15 protein-coding genes are annotated in these 15065 nt (G+C 71.8%); 5 read left to right on the top strand and 10 right to left on the bottom strand.

Annotated elements, in window-relative coordinates; genetic code table 11:
• Positions 1–92: 92 nt before the first annotated feature.
• The 4 genes from rlmN to CEQ11_RS00475 all read right to left on the bottom strand — a co-directional run bounded on the left by rlmN (position 93) and on the right by CEQ11_RS00475 (position 4309).
• A complete protein-coding gene (gene rlmN, locus CEQ11_RS00460) occupies positions 93–1499 on the bottom strand; it encodes a 23S rRNA (adenine(2503)-C(2))-methyltransferase RlmN (protein ID WP_088478813.1) in 1407 nt (468 codons plus the stop codon).
• Positions 1500–1707: 208 nt separating this feature from the next.
• Positions 1708–3087 carry an MFS transporter gene (locus CEQ11_RS00465; protein WP_088477369.1) on the bottom strand — a complete coding sequence of 460 codons (1380 nt, stop codon included), beginning with the start codon at positions 3085–3087 and terminating at the stop codon, positions 1708–1710.
• A gap of 131 nt (positions 3088–3218) precedes the next feature.
• Positions 3219–3437 (bottom strand): hypothetical protein, encoded by a 219-nt coding sequence (locus CEQ11_RS00470; protein WP_088477370.1) that lies wholly within the window; start codon positions 3435–3437, stop codon positions 3219–3221.
• Positions 3438–3502: 65 nt separating this feature from the next.
• A complete protein-coding gene (locus CEQ11_RS00475; protein ID WP_227718650.1) occupies positions 3503–4309 on the bottom strand; it encodes an oxygenase MpaB family protein in 807 nt (268 codons plus the stop codon).
• Between the two features lie 460 nt (positions 4310–4769).
• Between CEQ11_RS00475 and CEQ11_RS12830 the strand changes: the two genes are divergently transcribed.
• A complete protein-coding gene (locus CEQ11_RS12830; RefSeq protein WP_088477372.1) occupies positions 4770–5042 on the top strand; it encodes a three-helix bundle dimerization domain-containing protein in 273 nt (90 codons plus the stop codon).
• A 90-nt stretch (positions 5043–5132) separates the two neighbouring features.
• Here the strand turns inward: CEQ11_RS12830 and CEQ11_RS00485 are convergent, their stop codons facing one another.
• Complete coding sequence (locus CEQ11_RS00485) at positions 5133–6518, bottom strand: isochorismate synthase MenF (RefSeq protein ID WP_193762952.1); 1386 nt, start codon at positions 6516–6518, stop codon at positions 5133–5135.
• Between the two features lie 104 nt (positions 6519–6622).
• Between CEQ11_RS00485 and CEQ11_RS00490 the strand changes: the two genes are divergently transcribed.
• From CEQ11_RS00490 to CEQ11_RS00500, 3 genes are all read left to right on the top strand, one after another.
• A complete protein-coding gene (locus CEQ11_RS00490) occupies positions 6623–6976 on the top strand; it encodes a metal-sensitive transcriptional regulator (protein ID WP_088477374.1) in 354 nt (117 codons plus the stop codon).
• Positions 6977–7075: 99 nt separating this feature from the next.
• Positions 7076–7294 (top strand): heavy-metal-associated domain-containing protein, encoded by a 219-nt coding sequence (locus CEQ11_RS00495; RefSeq protein ID WP_088477375.1) that lies wholly within the window; start codon positions 7076–7078, stop codon positions 7292–7294.
• Between the two features lie 62 nt (positions 7295–7356).
• Complete coding sequence (locus tag CEQ11_RS00500) at positions 7357–9981, top strand: cation-translocating P-type ATPase (protein ID WP_088477376.1); 2625 nt, start codon at positions 7357–7359, stop codon at positions 9979–9981.
• A 234-nt stretch (positions 9982–10215) separates the two neighbouring features.
• On the opposite strand, the gene CEQ11_RS00505 is transcribed toward CEQ11_RS00500, so the two are convergent.
• Together CEQ11_RS00505 and CEQ11_RS00510 are read right to left on the bottom strand one after the other, a co-directional pair.
• On the bottom strand, positions 10216–10638 hold the full coding sequence (locus CEQ11_RS00505) for a DUF4259 domain-containing protein (protein WP_088477377.1): 423 nt from the start codon (positions 10636–10638) through the stop codon (positions 10216–10218).
• A 16-nt stretch (positions 10639–10654) separates the two neighbouring features.
• Positions 10655–10855, bottom strand: a complete 201-nt coding sequence (locus CEQ11_RS00510) for a hypothetical protein (RefSeq protein ID WP_088477378.1) — start codon at positions 10853–10855, stop codon at positions 10655–10657.
• Between the two features lie 81 nt (positions 10856–10936).
• Between CEQ11_RS00510 and CEQ11_RS00515 the strand changes: the two genes are divergently transcribed.
• A complete protein-coding gene (locus CEQ11_RS00515; protein WP_088477379.1) occupies positions 10937–11467 on the top strand; it encodes an SRPBCC family protein in 531 nt (176 codons plus the stop codon).
• A 59-nt stretch (positions 11468–11526) separates the two neighbouring features.
• Here CEQ11_RS00515 and CEQ11_RS00520 read toward each other — a convergent pair whose 3' ends face one another.
• The 3 genes from CEQ11_RS00520 to adh all read right to left on the bottom strand — a co-directional run bounded on the left by CEQ11_RS00520 (position 11527) and on the right by adh (position 15015).
• Positions 11527–11988, bottom strand: a complete 462-nt coding sequence (locus CEQ11_RS00520; protein ID WP_088477380.1) for a hotdog fold thioesterase — start codon at positions 11986–11988, stop codon at positions 11527–11529.
• A gap of 349 nt (positions 11989–12337) precedes the next feature.
• Entirely contained in the window at positions 12338–13369 is a 1032-nt protein-coding gene (adhP, locus tag CEQ11_RS00525) for an alcohol dehydrogenase AdhP (protein WP_088477381.1), read from the bottom strand.
• A gap of 122 nt (positions 13370–13491) precedes the next feature.
• Positions 13492–15015, bottom strand: coding sequence for an aldehyde dehydrogenase (gene adh / locus CEQ11_RS00530; protein ID WP_088477382.1), 1524 nt, complete (start codon positions 15013–15015; stop codon positions 13492–13494).
• Between the last annotated feature and the right edge of the window lie 50 nt (positions 15016–15065).

Raw genomic sequence — 15065 nt, forward strand, 5'->3', positions numbered from 1 at the left:
ACCCCGGCACATGCGTTTTGAGGGCACAACACGGGGTTGAGATTGCAACTCAACGCCGTGTTGTGCCCTCAAAACGCAGGTGGGAGGCCGCCTCAGGAGGCCGAGGTGCCCTCCGCGGCCTGCTCTGCCTCGCCGGCCTGCCCTGCCTCGCCGGCCTGCCCTGCCTCGCCGGCCTGCCCTGCCTCGCCGGCCTGCCCTGCCTCGCCAGCCTGCCCTGCCTCGCCGGCCTGCTCCACGGCGACCTTCTCGGCCGCGGCCTCGTCGTCGCCGTCGGCGGCGAGCTGGCCACAGGCGCCGTCGATCTCCTTGCCGCGGGTATCGCGGAGGGTGCACGGGATGCCGGCGTCCTCCAGGCGCTGCACGAACTCGCGCATCACGTCCGGCTCGGAGGACGTCCAGATGGAGCCCGGGGTCGGGTTCAGCGGGATCGGATTCACGTGCACCCAGCCGCGTCCCCGGGCGTTGAGCTTCTTCGCCAGCAGGTCGGCGCGCCACGGGTGGTCGTTCATGTCCTTGATGAGCGCGTACTCGATGGACACGCGGCGGCCGGTGGCCTGGAAGTACTCGTAGGCCGCGTCGATCGCCTCATCCGCCTTCCAGCGGGAGTTCACGGGGATGAGCTCGTCGCGCAGCTCGTCGTCCGGGGCGTGCAGGGACAGCGCGAAGGTCACCGGGACCTTCTCCTGCGCGAGCTTCCTGATGGCCGGCACCAGCCCCACCGTGGAGACGGTGATGTTACGGGCGGACATGCCCAAGCCCTCCGGGGCCGGGTCCACCATGCGGTGCACGGCGGCCATGAGGCGCTTGTAGTTCGCCAGCGGCTCCCCCATGCCCATGAACACGATGTTCGTGACGCGCTCGGCGTTGTGTCCCTTCTTCTGCAGGCCACCCAGGTCTCCGGCGGCGATCACCTGGTTGGCGCGGACCACCTGCTCCACGATCTCCGCGGCGGACATGTTCCGGGTCAGGCCGTTCTGGCCGGTGGCGCAGAACGGGCAGTTCATGCCGCAGCCGCACTGCGAGGACACGCAGAGCGTGACGCGGCCCGGGTAGCGCATGAGCACGGACTCCACGAGCGCGCCATCGAACAGGCGCCAGAGGAACTTGATGGTGGCGCCGTCGTCCGTCTTGAGGCGGCGCACCTCGGTGAGCAGCGGAGGGAAGAACGCCTCGGCGATCTGCGCACGCTTGTCCTTGGGCAGGTCGGTCATCTGCTCCGGGTCCGTGGTGTGGCGCTCGAAGTAGTGCACCGAGAGCTGCTTGGCGCGGAACGCCGGCAGGCCGATCTCCTTGGCCTTGGCCTGACGCTCCTCCAGGGTCATGTCGGCGAGGTGCTGCGGGGGCTGCTTCACGCGCGGCTGCTTGAACTGCAGCAGCGGGCGGCCCTCGGCGTCGGCGGCCTGGGTCCAGCCCTCGGCCTGGGGCAGCACCTGGGGGCGCTCGGCGGATGCGGCGCTGCGGGTGCGGGGGTTCGGGCGGCGGGGGCTCTTTTCACTCATCTCGGCCATTGTCCCATCCCGGGGCGGGCACGGTCAGGTGCCGCCGGTCACGGGCAACTGCACCCCCGCTGCGCTTTCGCTCGCGAAAGGGGAGGCAGGCCCAGCGCTTTCGCTCGCGAAAGGGGAGGCGGAGGCCCACGGCCGCTTCCCATTTCGCTAGCGAAAACGACGAGGTCTCCCGCGACAACGTCCGGGGCCGGACCCGCCGCTACTCCCGCACGTGCACGGTCCTGTCCCGCCCGGCCAGGTATCCGAACACCGCCGCCAGCGTCCCGGTGCACGCGAACAGCACGGCCGCCGGCACATAGGAGCCCGTCACGGCGAACAGCTGTCCCACCAGGAACGTTCCCGACGAACCGAGCGTGTACCCGACGCCCTGCATCATCCCGGACAGCCTGGACGCCATGGACGCGGTCGCTGTGCGCAGCCCGATCATCGTCAGCGCCACCGCGGTCAGCGCCCCCTGCCCGACGCCGAGCATCGCCGCCCACACGCCCATCGCGCCCATCGGCCCGAGGATCACCAGCACGAACCCCGCCCCCGTCAGCACCGCCGCGGCCACGGCCAGCCAGGACTGCCGCCGCATCCGGGCCGCCAGGATCGGCGCCACCAGCGACCCGGCCACCTGCAGCATGATCGACGCCGCAACCACCGACCCCGCAGCCCCGGCCTCCATCCCCCGGTGCCGCAGGATCGGCGCCATCCACGCGAACACCGCGAACGAGCTCATCGCCTGCGCGGCCATCATCAGCGTCAGCCACCAGGCGGTCCGGGACCGGAACGGGCTCGCCTCCCGCTCCGGGTGGGGCACGACGACGGCACCGTCCTCCGCCTGTCCGCTCCCCTGGTCATCGTGGTCGGCGGGGCGTGCCTCGCTGCTTTCCTCGGAGACGGCCGATGACACGGTGCGGGGCCCGGCGGAGCTGAGGGGCCGTCGTCGGGACGAAGCGGGGTCCGGGCGGTGGACGCGGCCGACCAGGCCGCGCATGGACCACAGAGCAGGGGCGATCGCGATCAGGACCAGGAGCGCGAAACCGGCCCAGGCGCCGAGGGCGAGGCGGACGTCCCCGAGCGCGCCGAGCAGCGGCTGGGTGAAGGCGGCGCCGAGCGCGGCGGACGCGCAGATGGTCATGGTGTAGATGCCGCTCATCAGCCCGATGCTGGAGGGGAAGTCCATCTTCACGATCACCGGCAGGACCACGTTCCCCACGGAGATGCCCAGGGCCGCGGCAAGGGTGCCGACCCAGAGGGGCCAGAGGGCGTCGCCGGCGGGGAGGGAGCGGATGCCCAGGCCCGCCGCAATGAGGACGAGGCCGACGGCGAGCGCGGACCAGGTGCCCCAGCGTCGGGCGAGCAGGGGGACGAGCGGGGCCGCGAGCCCGACGACCGTGACCGGCAGGGCCGAGATCAGCGCGACGGCGCCGGGACCCATGCCGGTCAGCGCCGTCCACTCGGACAACACCGCGGCGAAGGAGGAGAAGACCGTGCGCAGGTTCAGCGCGATCAGCACCACGCACACGATCAGGTAGACGGTGAACGCGGTGGAGCGACGGCTCGGCCACAGGGCGTCGGGGATGTTCGCGTTCACAGGGACCAGGGTAGACCCGAGGTGGGGCGACGGAGCGCGGGTGTCGGCGGGAACGTGCGAGCGCGGGCGAGGACGGGGCGAAGGTACCGCCCCGGCCCCCACCGCCGTTTTCGCTGACGAAATGGGAGGTGTCAGCCGGCGTCACGGCGGCGCCGAGTCTGCCGTCCGGCGCGGGCCTTGGCCCGACGGTGGGCGGGCGAATTGCCGACGATCAGGCCCGGACGGCTGCGCATGTCCTTGCGCTCGATGATGCGTTCCATGGGCGCGCGCAGGACGGCCCGCACGATGAACGGCGTCGCGATCAGCGCGAGGACCATGAGGCCGACGACGACCCATTCCGTGGTGCTCATGCGTGTCATCCTCCCAGATCGGCCGGGAGGTCGGCCGGCGCGCTCAGCGCCGCAGTGTGCCGCGCTCAGCGCCGCAGTGTGCGCAGGATCCAGCGGGCCACACTGGACTGCAGCGCCTCCGGCAGGCGCCGGTACACGGGGGCGGCCACGGTCCAGATGCGCGCTTCGCGACGGGAGTCCCGGCCGGTCCACGCCCACCCGAGCCCGGCGCGGACGGAGGCCGGAAGCAGCCCGGCGGTGAGCAGCCTCGCCAGAGGCAGGGCGGCACGCAACGGCGGTGACAGGCCCTGCCCGGAGAAGAGGTCGGCGGCGATGTCGCGGACCTCGGGGGTGATCTGAAGCCCGGCCATGTGCGTGTCCCAGTAGGCGTCGAAGGCGGTGCGGTCGGCCGGCCAGCGCTCTTGCGCAACGCCGAGCGAGGTCGCCAGGGACGCGTACTCCCGGTACATCCGCTCCGCCTGGTCGGCCGGAAGCGTGCCCCAGACACGGTGGCGCACCTGCTCTCCGGCCCAGTGGAGGGTGGCGGCGACCCAGAGCTGGGCGTCGGGGTCGAAGGCCGAGTACGCCCGGCCCTGTGCGTCCAGCCCGCGGACGGGAGCATGCGCGCGGTGGACGTGTCCTAGCACCTTCCTGCGCGCGAACTGTGCCTCCGGCAGCACGGCCACGCAGATGTACTGCAGGGTGTGCCGCAGCCGGGCGATCGGGTCCTCGGTGAACCTTGAGTGCGCGGCCACTCCCGCCCCGACCCGATGGTCCGCCACCTGCAGCAGGATCGCCGCCCCGGCCCCGGCGAGCATGACCGACTGCCGAGCGACCTCCGCCGCCGTGCGCGGCGACGGTGCTGGACGCAGGAGGGGACGCAACGAGGTCATGGCTCCATCGTCGCAGGGCGTGCGGCCGGCGGTGGAGGGCCTCCCCTTTCGCGAGCGACGACGAACGGGGTGACAGGGCACAGTTGCCGCGCCGCCGACGGCGCCCGGAGGGTGGCCCGGACCCGCGCTCGCGTGAACGTCCGGTGAACCGCGCGCGGGCGGCGCCGTTCACCTTGTGTTCACCTCAGGTCACCATCGACCCTCCTGCCAGAAACCGCGGAATCGCACCGATTCCCCGCCGCCCGCCTGCCCCTCACTGTGACCCCCGCCATGCCGATCACCCTGTCCACACTTGCTTTTCGCCCCGTTTCGCGTATCCTTGGTTTAGGAGTTGTTCATCTGCCGTTCACCTTCCCGAACGGAGAGCGAACCAGAACCCAAGATTTCCCGGCGGACCGCTTCCCCGAACGTCCGCCCCGAGACGCCGGACCCGTCCGGCACGCAAAGGAGGTGCTCGCACATGAGCATCAACACCACCGAGTACCGCGAGGCCCTGCCCACCCAGCCGAACCCCGTCCTGCTGCGCCGCGTGATGACCCGCGTCGAGAACGACCTGGTCGCCCGCCACGCCGCCACCCTCGACGAGGCCACCGTCCGTTCGACCTTCCGTGAGGTCGTCGACGAGTTCAAGGCCACCGCCCGCCTGTACCACTTCATGCCGACCCTCACCGAGCACGACGCCGAGCGTCGCCTCCGCGAGATGGAGGAGGACGTGGAGCTGGCGGCCGCCTGATCCCGGAGGACCGCTCAGGCTTCCCGACGACGGCGGGGCACCTTTCGTACAGAAGGTGCCCCGCCGTCGTCGTGCGTGGAGGAGAAGGATTCAGGCACCGACATCCGCACCCAGCGCCCGGCGCATCGGCTGGAACTTCACGCCGATCTCCGTGACCTCCTCGGCCGGGTCCGCGCCCGGCACGATGCCGCCGCCGGCGTGCAGGCGGACGGCCACGGCCACGTCGGGGGTGGGTACGCCCTCGGCGTTCGCCACGCCGTCGCCTGCGCCCCTGTCCGGCCCCTCCGCCGCCCGCACGGCCTGCCCGCAGCGCAGGGCCAGGGCGATCTCGCCGTCGCCGGAGCCGTCCACCCAGCCCACGGGAGCGCCGTAGCGGCCGCGGTCCACGGGCTCGACCTCGGCGATCACGCGCACGGCGTCGGGGGTCGGGGTGCCGCCCACGGCGGCGGTCGGGTGCATGCGGGTGACCACGTCCAGCACGGTGCCGCCGGCGGCCTTGAGCCGCCCGGAGATGCGGGTGGCCAGATGGTGCACGTTCGGCAGGGTCAGCACGTGCGGCATGAACGTCGAGTCGTCCATCTGAAGCACCGGGGTCAGCGCCTCCCACACGGAGCGCGCGGCCCAGTGATGCTCGTCCGCCAGGCGATGGTCCGCGGCGATGTACGCCTTGGCAGCCTCATCAGCCTGCACGGTGGACCCGCGTGGCACGGAGCCGGCGAGCACGAGGGACTCCACCGCACCGTCGTGCTGGGTGGCGAGCATCTCCGGGGTGGCACCCAGCAGACCGCCGACGGCGAACACCCAGGTCTGCGGGTAGGCCTCGCGCAGCCGGTCCAACGCGGACCAGAGCGCACCGTCATCCGCCGGCACGGTCTCGGTGCGGCTGATGACCACCTTGCGCAGGATCTCGCCGGTGGCCTCCGGGCCCTCGGACGGCCGGCCCAGGCGCTCGAGCACCGCACGGACGCCGTCGGCGTAGCCGGAGTCGTCCCAGGCGCGCTCCGGGTCCGAGGCCGCCAGCGGCATGTGCCCGTGCGGGGCGAGCTCAGCGGCCTCGTCCACGGCCACGGCCGCACGCAGGGCGGTGGCTGAGACGTCCTGCACGAACAGCTTCACGCCCTGTGGACTCTGCTCGGTCCAGTGCGTGGGGATGCGCAGCACGGCCGGCTCGTCCGAGGCGTCGGTGAAGGTTCCGGCGACCCAGGCCCGCTGGGCCGGCTGCGGCCGCGGCTCGTCCGCGTCCGCCGCCGGCACCGGGAGCATCGCCAGGGTGCCGGTCTGCGGGGTGGCTTTCACACTGCGGGACCACAGCTCGGAGATGCGGCGCAGCCGGTCCTTCCCCTTCAGCAGCACGGTCCACCCTCCGGCGCCGACCAGAGCCCTCTCCCCCTGGACCCACACCACGGCGTCCGCGAAGGCGGCGTCGGCATGGACGGAGGGCAGGAGGGAGCGCAGATTCTCGTGCGGGGCGGACATGCCACCCATTGTCCCGCACCCGGGGTGTGGGGCGTCCCGCAGCGGTCCGGCTGAGAGGCCGAACACGTTGCATGCATACCCCTAGGGGGTATAGAAAAGAGGGTATGGAGAGCACCGTGACCAGCTGTTGCGACGACGCGGAGGGGCATGCCGTCCCCGGCCACACCCACGGCTACGGCGAGCAGAAGGAGGCGTACCTCAAACGCCTGCGCCGTATCGAAGGCCAGATCCGCGGGCTGCAGCGCATGGTGGACGAGGACGTTTACTGCATCGACATCCTCACCCAGGTCTCGGCGGCCACGACGTCCCTGCAGTCCGTGAGCCTCGCCCTGGTGCAGGACCACCTGCGGCACTGCGTGGCCGAGGCCGCCGTGCAGGCCGACCACACCGGCCGCGCCGACATCGTGGACGCGAAGGTCGCCGAGGCCACCGCCGCGATCGGCCGCCTCCTGCGCTGAAGCACCCACCCCCCTCTGCGCTTTGGGTTGAGTTCGGGCCCGTCGAGGACCCCAGGACCGGCCCCAAGTCAACCGACAACGAGAGAGAAGGAGCCCCACATGACCACCACCGCACTGACGATGACCGGCCTGACCTGCGACCACTGCGTCGCCTCCGTCACCGAGGAGATCTCCGAGCTGCCGGCGGTCACCGCCGTGGACGTCGACCTCGTCCCCGGCGGCGTCTCCACCGCCACCGTCACCTCCGACCAGCCCCTAGACCCCGCCGACCTGCGCGCCGCGGTCGAGGAGGCCGGCTACGAGGTCGTGTCCGCCTGATGCCCACCGGCCCCTCCCCCCTTCCCGACGACGGCCGCCCCGCCTCGGCGGGGACCTCGGCTATGGCCTCACCTCAGGCGTCACACGACACCGCCCCGGCACCGCGCGACCCGGCGGACGCGCACGCGCAGGAGCCGCCGGCGCCCACCCGCACCGTGACCCTCGACGTCACGGGCATGACGTGCGCGTCCTGCGTGCGCCGGGTGGAGCGCAAGCTGGGCAAGGTGGACGGGGTCTCGGCGACGGTGAACCTGCCGCTGGAGCAGGCCGCCGTCACCGCACCCGAGTCCGTCTCGGACGCGGAGCTGATCGCCGCCGTGGAGGCGGCCGGCTACGGGGCGAGCGTGCAGGAGAAGGCCCCGGCCGTCGTCGGGAAGCACGGCACCCGCCGTCCCGACGACGGGACGGACCCGGCCGACCCGGACGGCGGCACACCCGCCGGCTCCCCTGCCGACCCCGCGTCCGGCGCCACCGATGCGCACGCCCCGGACACGCTGCTGCGGCGGCTGGTGGTGGCGGCGCTGCTGACCGTGCCGACCGTGGTGGCCTCGATGGTCCCTGCCGCGCAGTTCCCGCACTGGGGCTGGGTGGCGCTCGCCCTCTCCGCGCCCGTGGTGTTCTACGCCGCCTGGCCCTTCCATGCGGCCGCCGCGCGCACCGCCCGGCACGGATCGTCCACCATGGACACGCTGGTGTCCGTGGGCGTGCTGGTGTCCTGGGGCTACTCGACGATCGAGCTGCTCCTGCACCCGCAGATGACCGCACACGTGGGCCACACGATGGCCGAGATGGCGGACCACAGCCTCTACTTCGAGACCGCGGCGGTCATCACCACGTTCCTGCTGCTGGGCCGTTGGCTCGAGGCGCGCGCGAAGCGCCGGGCCGGGCAGGCGCTGCGGACGCTGCTGGACCTCGGCGCCGCGCAGGCGACGCTGTGGGACCCGGCCACGCGGACCGAGCAGGTGGTGCCGGCGGAGTCCTTGGCCCCGGGCGACACGGTGCTGATCCGCCCCGGCGAGAAGGTCCCGACGGACGCCGTGGTGGTCGAGGGGGCCTCCGCCGTGGACGCCTCGCTGCTGACGGGCGAGTCCGTGCCGGTGGAGGTCGGACCCGGCGACGAGCTCACCGGCGCCACCGTGAACGTCACCGGGCGGCTGGTGGCGCGGGCCGTGCGCACCGGCGCGGACACCACGCTCGCCCAGATGGGACGCCTGGTGGCCGAGGCACAGGCCGGCAAGGCGAAGGTCGCCCGGCTGGCGGACCGCATCTCCGCGGTGTTCGTGCCGATCGTCATGGCGATCGCCGCGGTCACCCTGGTGGTGTGGCTGCTGATGACCGGCGGAGACGTGGCCTCGGCGCTGCGGGCCTCTGTGGCCGTGCTGGTGATCGCGTGCCCGTGCGCGCTGGGCCTGGCGACGCCCGTGGGGCTGCTGGCCGGAACGGGAAGGGCCTCGCAGCTGGGCATCCTCATCCGCGGGCCCGAGGTCCTCGAGGACTCCCGCACCGTGGACACGATCGTCCTGGACAAGACCGGCACCGTCACCGAGGGACGCATGCGGCTGACGCAGGTCGTGCCCCTGCCCGACGACGGCGGTGACGGCGACGGCCGGGGCGTTTTCGTTCGGGGAAACGTCGAGTCGCCGGACGCTTTCGTTCGGGAAACCGTCGGGTTCGTTCGGTCGGACCCCCTTCCCGACGACGGCACCCGCCCCCGCCACGACGCCCGCCGGGCGCTGACCCCGGCCCAGGCGGCCCTGCTCACCCTCGCCGCAGCGGTGGAGCACGGCTCGGAGCATCCGATCGCCAAGGCGATCGTGGAAGGCGCCGCGGAGCACGGACTGCAGCTGCCCGCCGTGGAGGACTTCGCTTCCTCGGCCGGCGGCGGCGTGAGCGGTCGCGTGGTGTTCGACGGCCAGGCCCCGGCGGGGTCCGCGCACCACGTCGCAGGGCAGCAGACTGCCGGGCAGGGCACTGCCGCCCCCGCGTCCCAGCACGTGGCGGTCGGCCGCGGCGACCTCATCCTCCAGCACGTCACCCGCCCGTTCTCCCCCGAGGCCGAAGCCCGGTTCGCCGCGGCCGAAGAGTCCGGGTCGACGGCCGTCTGGGTGGCCGTGGACGGCGAGCTGGCCGGCTTCGTGGCCGTGCAGGACACCGTGAAGGAGTCCTCCGCCGCAGCCATCGCTGACCTCAAGGCCATGGGCCTGCGTCCGATGCTCGTCACCGGGGACAACGCCGCGGTCGCCAAGGCCGTCGCCGCCGAGGTCGGGATCGACCCGGAGGACGTGGTGGCCGGTGTCCGGCCGGAGGCCAAGGTCGAGGTGGTCCGGTCTCTGCAGGGCGAGGGAGCCGTCGTCGGGATGGTGGGCGACGGCGTCAACGACGCCCCGGCGCTGGCCCTGGCGGACGTGGGCATCGCGATGGGCTCGGGCACCGATGTGGCGCGCGAGGCCGCGGCGATCACCGTGATGGGGTCGGACCTGCGGCAGGTGGTGCAGTCACTGGAGCTGTCCCGGAAGACGCTCGGCGTGATCCGCATGAACCTGTTCTGGGCGTTCGCCTACAACACGCTCGGCATCCCGGTGGCGGCACTGGGCCTGCTCAACCCGATGATCGCCGGCGGGGCGATGGCCGCCTCCTCCGTGCTGGTGGTGCTGAACTCCCTGCGGCTCACGCGCTACGCGCGCTGACGCCGAGGCACGACGACGCCCCGGCAACCTCGAAGGTCCAGGGCGTCGGGGCGTCAGGGCGGGGGCCAGGCGGGCCGCCGGGACCCTTCGGCGGCACCAGCGGGACCAGTCCCCCGCCATCTCTCCGCCGGGGCTTCGTTCCGATCGAGTCGCCGCCGGGGCTTCGTTCCGATCGAGAGCCTCTCTGGCGCACTCCGGATCGGATCGAGTGCTCAGGACCGAGCGCTCACCAGCTCACGGCGCGACGGCGCGGGAGCGCTCCAGCCAGCGCTCGAGCTCGCCGGACTCCTCCCACCGCTCGAACAGCTCAGAGACGGCCGGCTCGCGCAGGGTCGTGCCGATGTGCTCGCGCAGCCGGTCGATGTCCTCCTCGGAGAACTGCTCCAGGAAGGGGGCCAGGTCCAGCTCCGCGCCCTCCCCCAGCTGGGCGTGCTCCACGATCTGGTCGAGCGCGTCGATCCCGTCCCCGCGCGCCACCCGCACCAGCGCACCCATGGCGAGGAGCTGCTCGCCCGTGCGCATGGAGATGTAGCCGTCGGAGGACTCGGCGCGGATGGTGCGCCGGTAGTCGTCCAGGCGGAAGGTGCCGTCCAGGACCTCGTCCAGGAGGTCGGTGGCGGTGTCGTTCTCGAAGACCTTCGTTCCCCAGCTGGACATGTCGCCAGACGAGGACTCATCCGCCGCCCGCGGCCAGATGTCCCGCCCGCTGCGCGATCAGTGACAGTTCCCGTTCCATCTGCTTCCGCGTGACTCTCATGGCCAGCGGCCCCATCACCGTCGTGCCGACCCGCTCGGCCAGGCCCTTCACCCCCGTCGCCGGCGCCTCGACGTGCCGGCCCACCCTGATGCTCCACATCGGTTCGACGGCGGTCATGTGGTCTCCTTCCGGAGGGCGGGTTCCGTCGTCAGCGTAGACCCGCGACGGGCCCGTGCGTCAGTCCCTAGACTCGACCCCATGAGCGAGCACATCCGTCCCGAGACCGGCGAGAACACCACCGCACCGCCCCAGGCCGCGAAGCAGGCCGCGTGGCCCGAGCGGGTGGAGGTCGGCGAGCGCCAGGTGGCCTATCGGCTGACCGTGAAGGCCGCTGCAGACGAGCTGTGGGCGCTGCTCGCAGACCCGCACCGCCACCACGAGGTGGACGGCTCCGGCACCGTGAAGCCGCAGGTGGAGGGCCCCCACCGGCTTGCTGTGGGCGACCGGTTCAGGGTCCACATGAAGAAGTACCGGGTGCCCTACGTGATGCCCCTGACCGTCACCGGCTCCGAGCCGGGCCGCCTCATCGAGTGGGCACACCCGGGCGGACACCGCTGGCGCTGGGAGTTCCGGGACAACGGGGACGGCACCACGGACGTCACCGAGACCTTCGACTACTCGTGGGTCGGCCAGCGGCAGGCCAAGGCCTACGAGCTGCTGCGGCTGCAGAAGGAGAACGCCCGCGGCATCTCCGCCTCGCTCACGCGCCTGGCCGCGCGCCACGCCTGAACCGGCGCAGGCGCGTTGCCTGCCGCTCAGGCGCGGCCGCACCGGACCGGCCGCACCGCTCAGGCGCGCGGACGCGGGCTGGTGGAGTGTCCGGTGAAGTAGGCGACGAGCTCGCCGTCGGCCTCGATGCGGACCTCGATCATGCGGTCGCGGCCGAACTCGATCTGCTGACGGGCGATCGCGGTCAGGCGGGTGCCGAGCTTCGCCGGGGCCACGTAGGTGATCTCCGCACGGCGGGTCACCGGGGCCGCGCCGAAGGTGGCCACGCAGTAGGCCAGGGCGGTGTCTGCGAGGTGGAAGAGGAAGCCGCCGTGGCAGATCTTGTGGGAGTTCACCATGTCCGCGGTGACGTCACGGTGCATCTCCACGTGGCCGACCGACACCTCGCCGAGGGTCACGCCGTGGTCCTTCACGGCCGGGTCGTTGACGTAGATCTCCTCCAGGCGGGCGACGACCGACTCCAGGGACTCGTTCTCGGTGCCGGCTTCGGCGGGGGTGGTCGGGGCGACGTGCTCGGTCATGCTGCTCCTTCGAAGCGGTGGGCCTGCAGGGCGCAGGGCGGGTTGCGGCGCGGCGGGGTCCGCGGACGGTGGGCACCGATCCCGACCAGTATGCCGGTGAGCGCGCTCACTCAAGGAGGCGAGGAGACGGGCCGAGGTGCGGGACCGACGTCGGGAAGCCGTCTCTTCCTGTTCCCGCCGGCGGAATGAGAAGCCCCGCCTCCCTTTTCGCGAGCGAAAGCGCCCCCCATTTCGCGAGCGAAAACGCCACCTGTCACCGGCTCACACGCGACCGCGGGCCCGGCACCGACTCGTCGGCACCGGGCCCGTTGCACCCGGATCGGGGCGCTGGGACGTTGCGTTGGAGGCCTCAGTCCTCCATCGCGTAGTCGATCACCACGCGGCCGTCGATCTTGCCGTGCCGCATCTCGTCGAACACCGCGTTGATGTCGCCGAGCGGGCGGGTGTGGAAGGTCGGCTTGATCTTTCCGGCCGCGTAGAACTCGAGCGCCTCGACCATGTCCTGACGGGTGCCCACGATCGAGCCGCGGATGGTCAGGCCCTTGAGGACGATGTCGAAGATCGGGGCCGGGAAGTCTCCCGGGGGCAGGCCGTTGAAGACGATGGTGCCGCCGCGGCGGGTCATGGCGATCGCCTGGCCGAACGCCTGCGGGTGCACCGCGGTGACGAGCACGCCGTGGGCGCCGCCGATCTTCTCCTGGATCTCGACCGACGGGTCGGCCACGTTCGCGTTGACGGTGATCTCGGCGCCGTGCTGCTCGGCGAGCTTGAGCTTGTCGTCGGCGACGTCCACCGCCACCACGCGCATGCCCATGGCCACCGCGTACTGGACGGCGATGTGGCCGAGGCCGCCGATGCCGGAGATCACGACCCACTGGCCGGGCCGCACCTCGGTCTCCTTCAGGCCCTTGTACACGGTCACGCCGGCGCAGAGGACCGGGCCGACCTCCATCGGGTCCGAGCCCTCCGGGATGATCGGGGCGTAGCGGGCGTCCACGAGCATGTACTCGCCGAACGAGCCGTCGAAGGAGTAGCCGCCGTTGAGCTGCTCCTCACAGAGGGTCTCCCAACCGGTGCGGCAGTACTGGCAGTGGCCGCAGGCGGACCAGAGCCAGGCGTTGCCGACCATGTCGCCGACCTTGACGTTCTCCACGTCCGGGCCGACCTCCTCGACGATGCCGACGCCCTCGTGGCCGGGGATGAACGGCGGGGTCGGCTGGACCGGCCAGTCGCCCTCCATGGCGTGCAGGTCCGTGTGGCAGACGCCGGTGGCGATCAGCTTCACGAGGGCCTGGTGCTGGCCGGGCGTGGGGCGCTCGACCTCCTTGACCTCGGCCTCGTTGCCGAACTGGGTGACGACTGCTGCCTTCATGGCGGTCATGGGGAATCACCTTTCCTGGGTGGGTGCGGTGTTGTGGAGGGGGTTGTCCGGATGGGGGTGGTCTGGAGCACGACGACGGCCGCTCACCGGCGGCCGCCGCCGCGCCTGTCCGTGGGGTCGGCTCAGAAGAAGCCGAGCTTGTCCGGCGAGTAGGACACGAGCATGGACTTGGTCTGCTGGTAGTGCTCGAGCATCATCTTGTGGTTCTCGCGGCCGATGCCGGAGGCCTTGTAGCCGCCGAACGCCGCGTGCGCCGGGTAGTTGTGGTAGTTGTTCACCCACACGCGGCCGGCCTGGATGGCACGGCCCGCACGGTAGGCGGTGTTGCCGTCGCGGGACCACACGCCGGCGCCGAGGCCGTAGAGGGTGTCGTTCGCGATGCCCATGGCGTCGTCGAAGTCCTTGAACGTGGTCATGGAGACGACCGGCCCGAAGATCTCCTCCTGGAAGATGCGCATGGAGTTGTCCCCGCGGAAGATGGTCGGCTGCACGTAGTAGCCGCCGGCGAGCTCGCCCTCCATCTCGGCCTGGCCGCCGCCGGTGAGCACCTCGGCGCCCTCCTGACGGCCGATGTCCAGGTAGGACAGGATCTTCTCCAGCTGGTCGTTGGAGGCCTGGGCGCCCATCATGACGTCCGTGTCCAGCGGGTTGCCGGTCTTGATCTTCTCGGTGCGGGCCACCACGGTCTCGAGGAACTTGTCCGCGATCGACTCCTGGACCAGCGCGCGGGACGGGCAGGTGCAGACCTCGCCCTGGTTGAGCGCGAAGAGGGTGAAGCCCTCCTGCGTCTTGTCCCAGTAGGCGTCGTCGGAGGCCATGACGTCCTCGAAGAAGATGTTCGGGGACTTGCCGCCGAGCTCGAGGGTCACGGGGATGATGTTCTCGGACGCGTACTGCATGATCAGGCGGCCGGTGGTGGTCTCGCCGGTGAAGGCGACCTTGCGGATGCGCGGGTTCTGGGCGAGCGGCTTGCCGGCCTCGAGGCCGAAGCCGTTGACCACGTTGATCACGCCCGGCGGGAGCAGGTCGCCGATGAGCTCCATCAGGACCATGATCGAGGCCGGGGTCTGCTCGGCCGGCTTGAGGACCACGCAGTTGCCGGCGGCCAGGGCCGGGGCGAGCTTCCACACGCCCATCAGCAGCGGGAAGTTCCAGGGGATGATCTGGCCGACCACACCCAGCGGCTCGTGGAAGTGGTAGGCGGTGGTGTCGTCGTCGATCTGGGACAGGCCGCCCTCCTGGGCGCGGATCGCGCCGGCGAAGTAGCGGAAGTGGTCGATCGCCAGCGGGAGGTCCGCGTTGAGGGTCTCGCGCACGGCCTTGCCGTTGTCCCACGTCTCGGCGACCGCGAGCATCTCGAGGTTCTCCTCCATGCGGTCCGCGATCTTCAGCAGGACCCCGGAGCGCTCGGCCACGGAGGCCTTGCCCCAGGACTCGAAGGCGGCCCAGCCGGCGTCGATCGCCGCGTCGATGTCCTCGGCGGTGCCGCGGCCGACCTCGGTGAAGGCCTTGCCGGTCACCGGGGTGATGTTCTCGAAGTACTGGCCCTTCTTCGGGGCCACCCACTCGCCGCCGATGTAGTGCTCGTAGCGGGGCTTGAACTCGACCTTCGCTCCGTCGGTTCCGGGGAATGCGTAGACGGTCATGGTGCTGACTCCTTCGTCTGCGGTGGCGTCGGCGCCGGGGCGGCGCCCTG

The sequence above is a fragment of the Micrococcus sp. FDAARGOS_333 genome, assembly GCF_002206575.2.
In the GTDB taxonomy this organism is placed as follows: domain Bacteria; phylum Actinomycetota; class Actinomycetes; order Actinomycetales; family Micrococcaceae; genus Micrococcus; species Micrococcus lylae.

What these genes read in the sequence shown, in the direction of transcription:
- CEQ11_RS00475 (WP_227718650.1), bottom strand. Translation starts at nt 4,309, where the DNA reads ATGACCTCGTTGCGTCCCCTCCTGCGTCCAGCACCGTCGCCGCGCACG.
- CEQ11_RS00500 (WP_088477376.1), top strand. Translation starts at nt 7,357, where the DNA reads ATGGCCTCACCTCAGGCGTCACACGACACCGCCCCGGCACCGCGCGAC.
- CEQ11_RS00510 (WP_088477378.1), bottom strand. Translation starts at nt 10,855, where the DNA reads ATGACCGCCGTCGAACCGATGTGGAGCATCAGGGTGGGCCGGCACGTC.
- CEQ11_RS00505 (WP_088477377.1), bottom strand. Translation starts at nt 10,638, where the DNA reads ATGTCCAGCTGGGGAACGAAGGTCTTCGAGAACGACACCGCCACCGAC.
- CEQ11_RS00470 (WP_088477370.1), bottom strand. Translation starts at nt 3,437, where the DNA reads ATGAGCACCACGGAATGGGTCGTCGTCGGCCTCATGGTCCTCGCGCTG.
- CEQ11_RS00520 (WP_088477380.1), bottom strand. Translation starts at nt 11,988, where the DNA reads ATGACCGAGCACGTCGCCCCGACCACCCCCGCCGAAGCCGGCACCGAG.
- CEQ11_RS00515 (WP_088477379.1), top strand. Translation starts at nt 10,937, where the DNA reads ATGAGCGAGCACATCCGTCCCGAGACCGGCGAGAACACCACCGCACCG.
- rlmN (WP_088478813.1), bottom strand. Translation starts at nt 1,499, where the DNA reads ATGAGTGAAAAGAGCCCCCGCCGCCCGAACCCCCGCACCCGCAGCGCC.
- CEQ11_RS00490 (WP_088477374.1), top strand. Translation starts at nt 6,623, where the DNA reads ATGGAGAGCACCGTGACCAGCTGTTGCGACGACGCGGAGGGGCATGCC.
- CEQ11_RS00495 (WP_088477375.1), top strand. Translation starts at nt 7,076, where the DNA reads ATGACCACCACCGCACTGACGATGACCGGCCTGACCTGCGACCACTGC.
- CEQ11_RS00485 (WP_193762952.1), bottom strand. Translation starts at nt 6,518, where the DNA reads ATGTCCGCCCCGCACGAGAATCTGCGCTCCCTCCTGCCCTCCGTCCAT.
- CEQ11_RS12830 (WP_088477372.1), top strand. Translation starts at nt 4,770, where the DNA reads ATGAGCATCAACACCACCGAGTACCGCGAGGCCCTGCCCACCCAGCCG.
- adhP (WP_088477381.1), bottom strand. Translation starts at nt 13,369, where the DNA reads ATGACCGCCATGAAGGCAGCAGTCGTCACCCAGTTCGGCAACGAGGCC.
- adh (WP_088477382.1), bottom strand. Translation starts at nt 15,015, where the DNA reads ATGACCGTCTACGCATTCCCCGGAACCGACGGAGCGAAGGTCGAGTTC.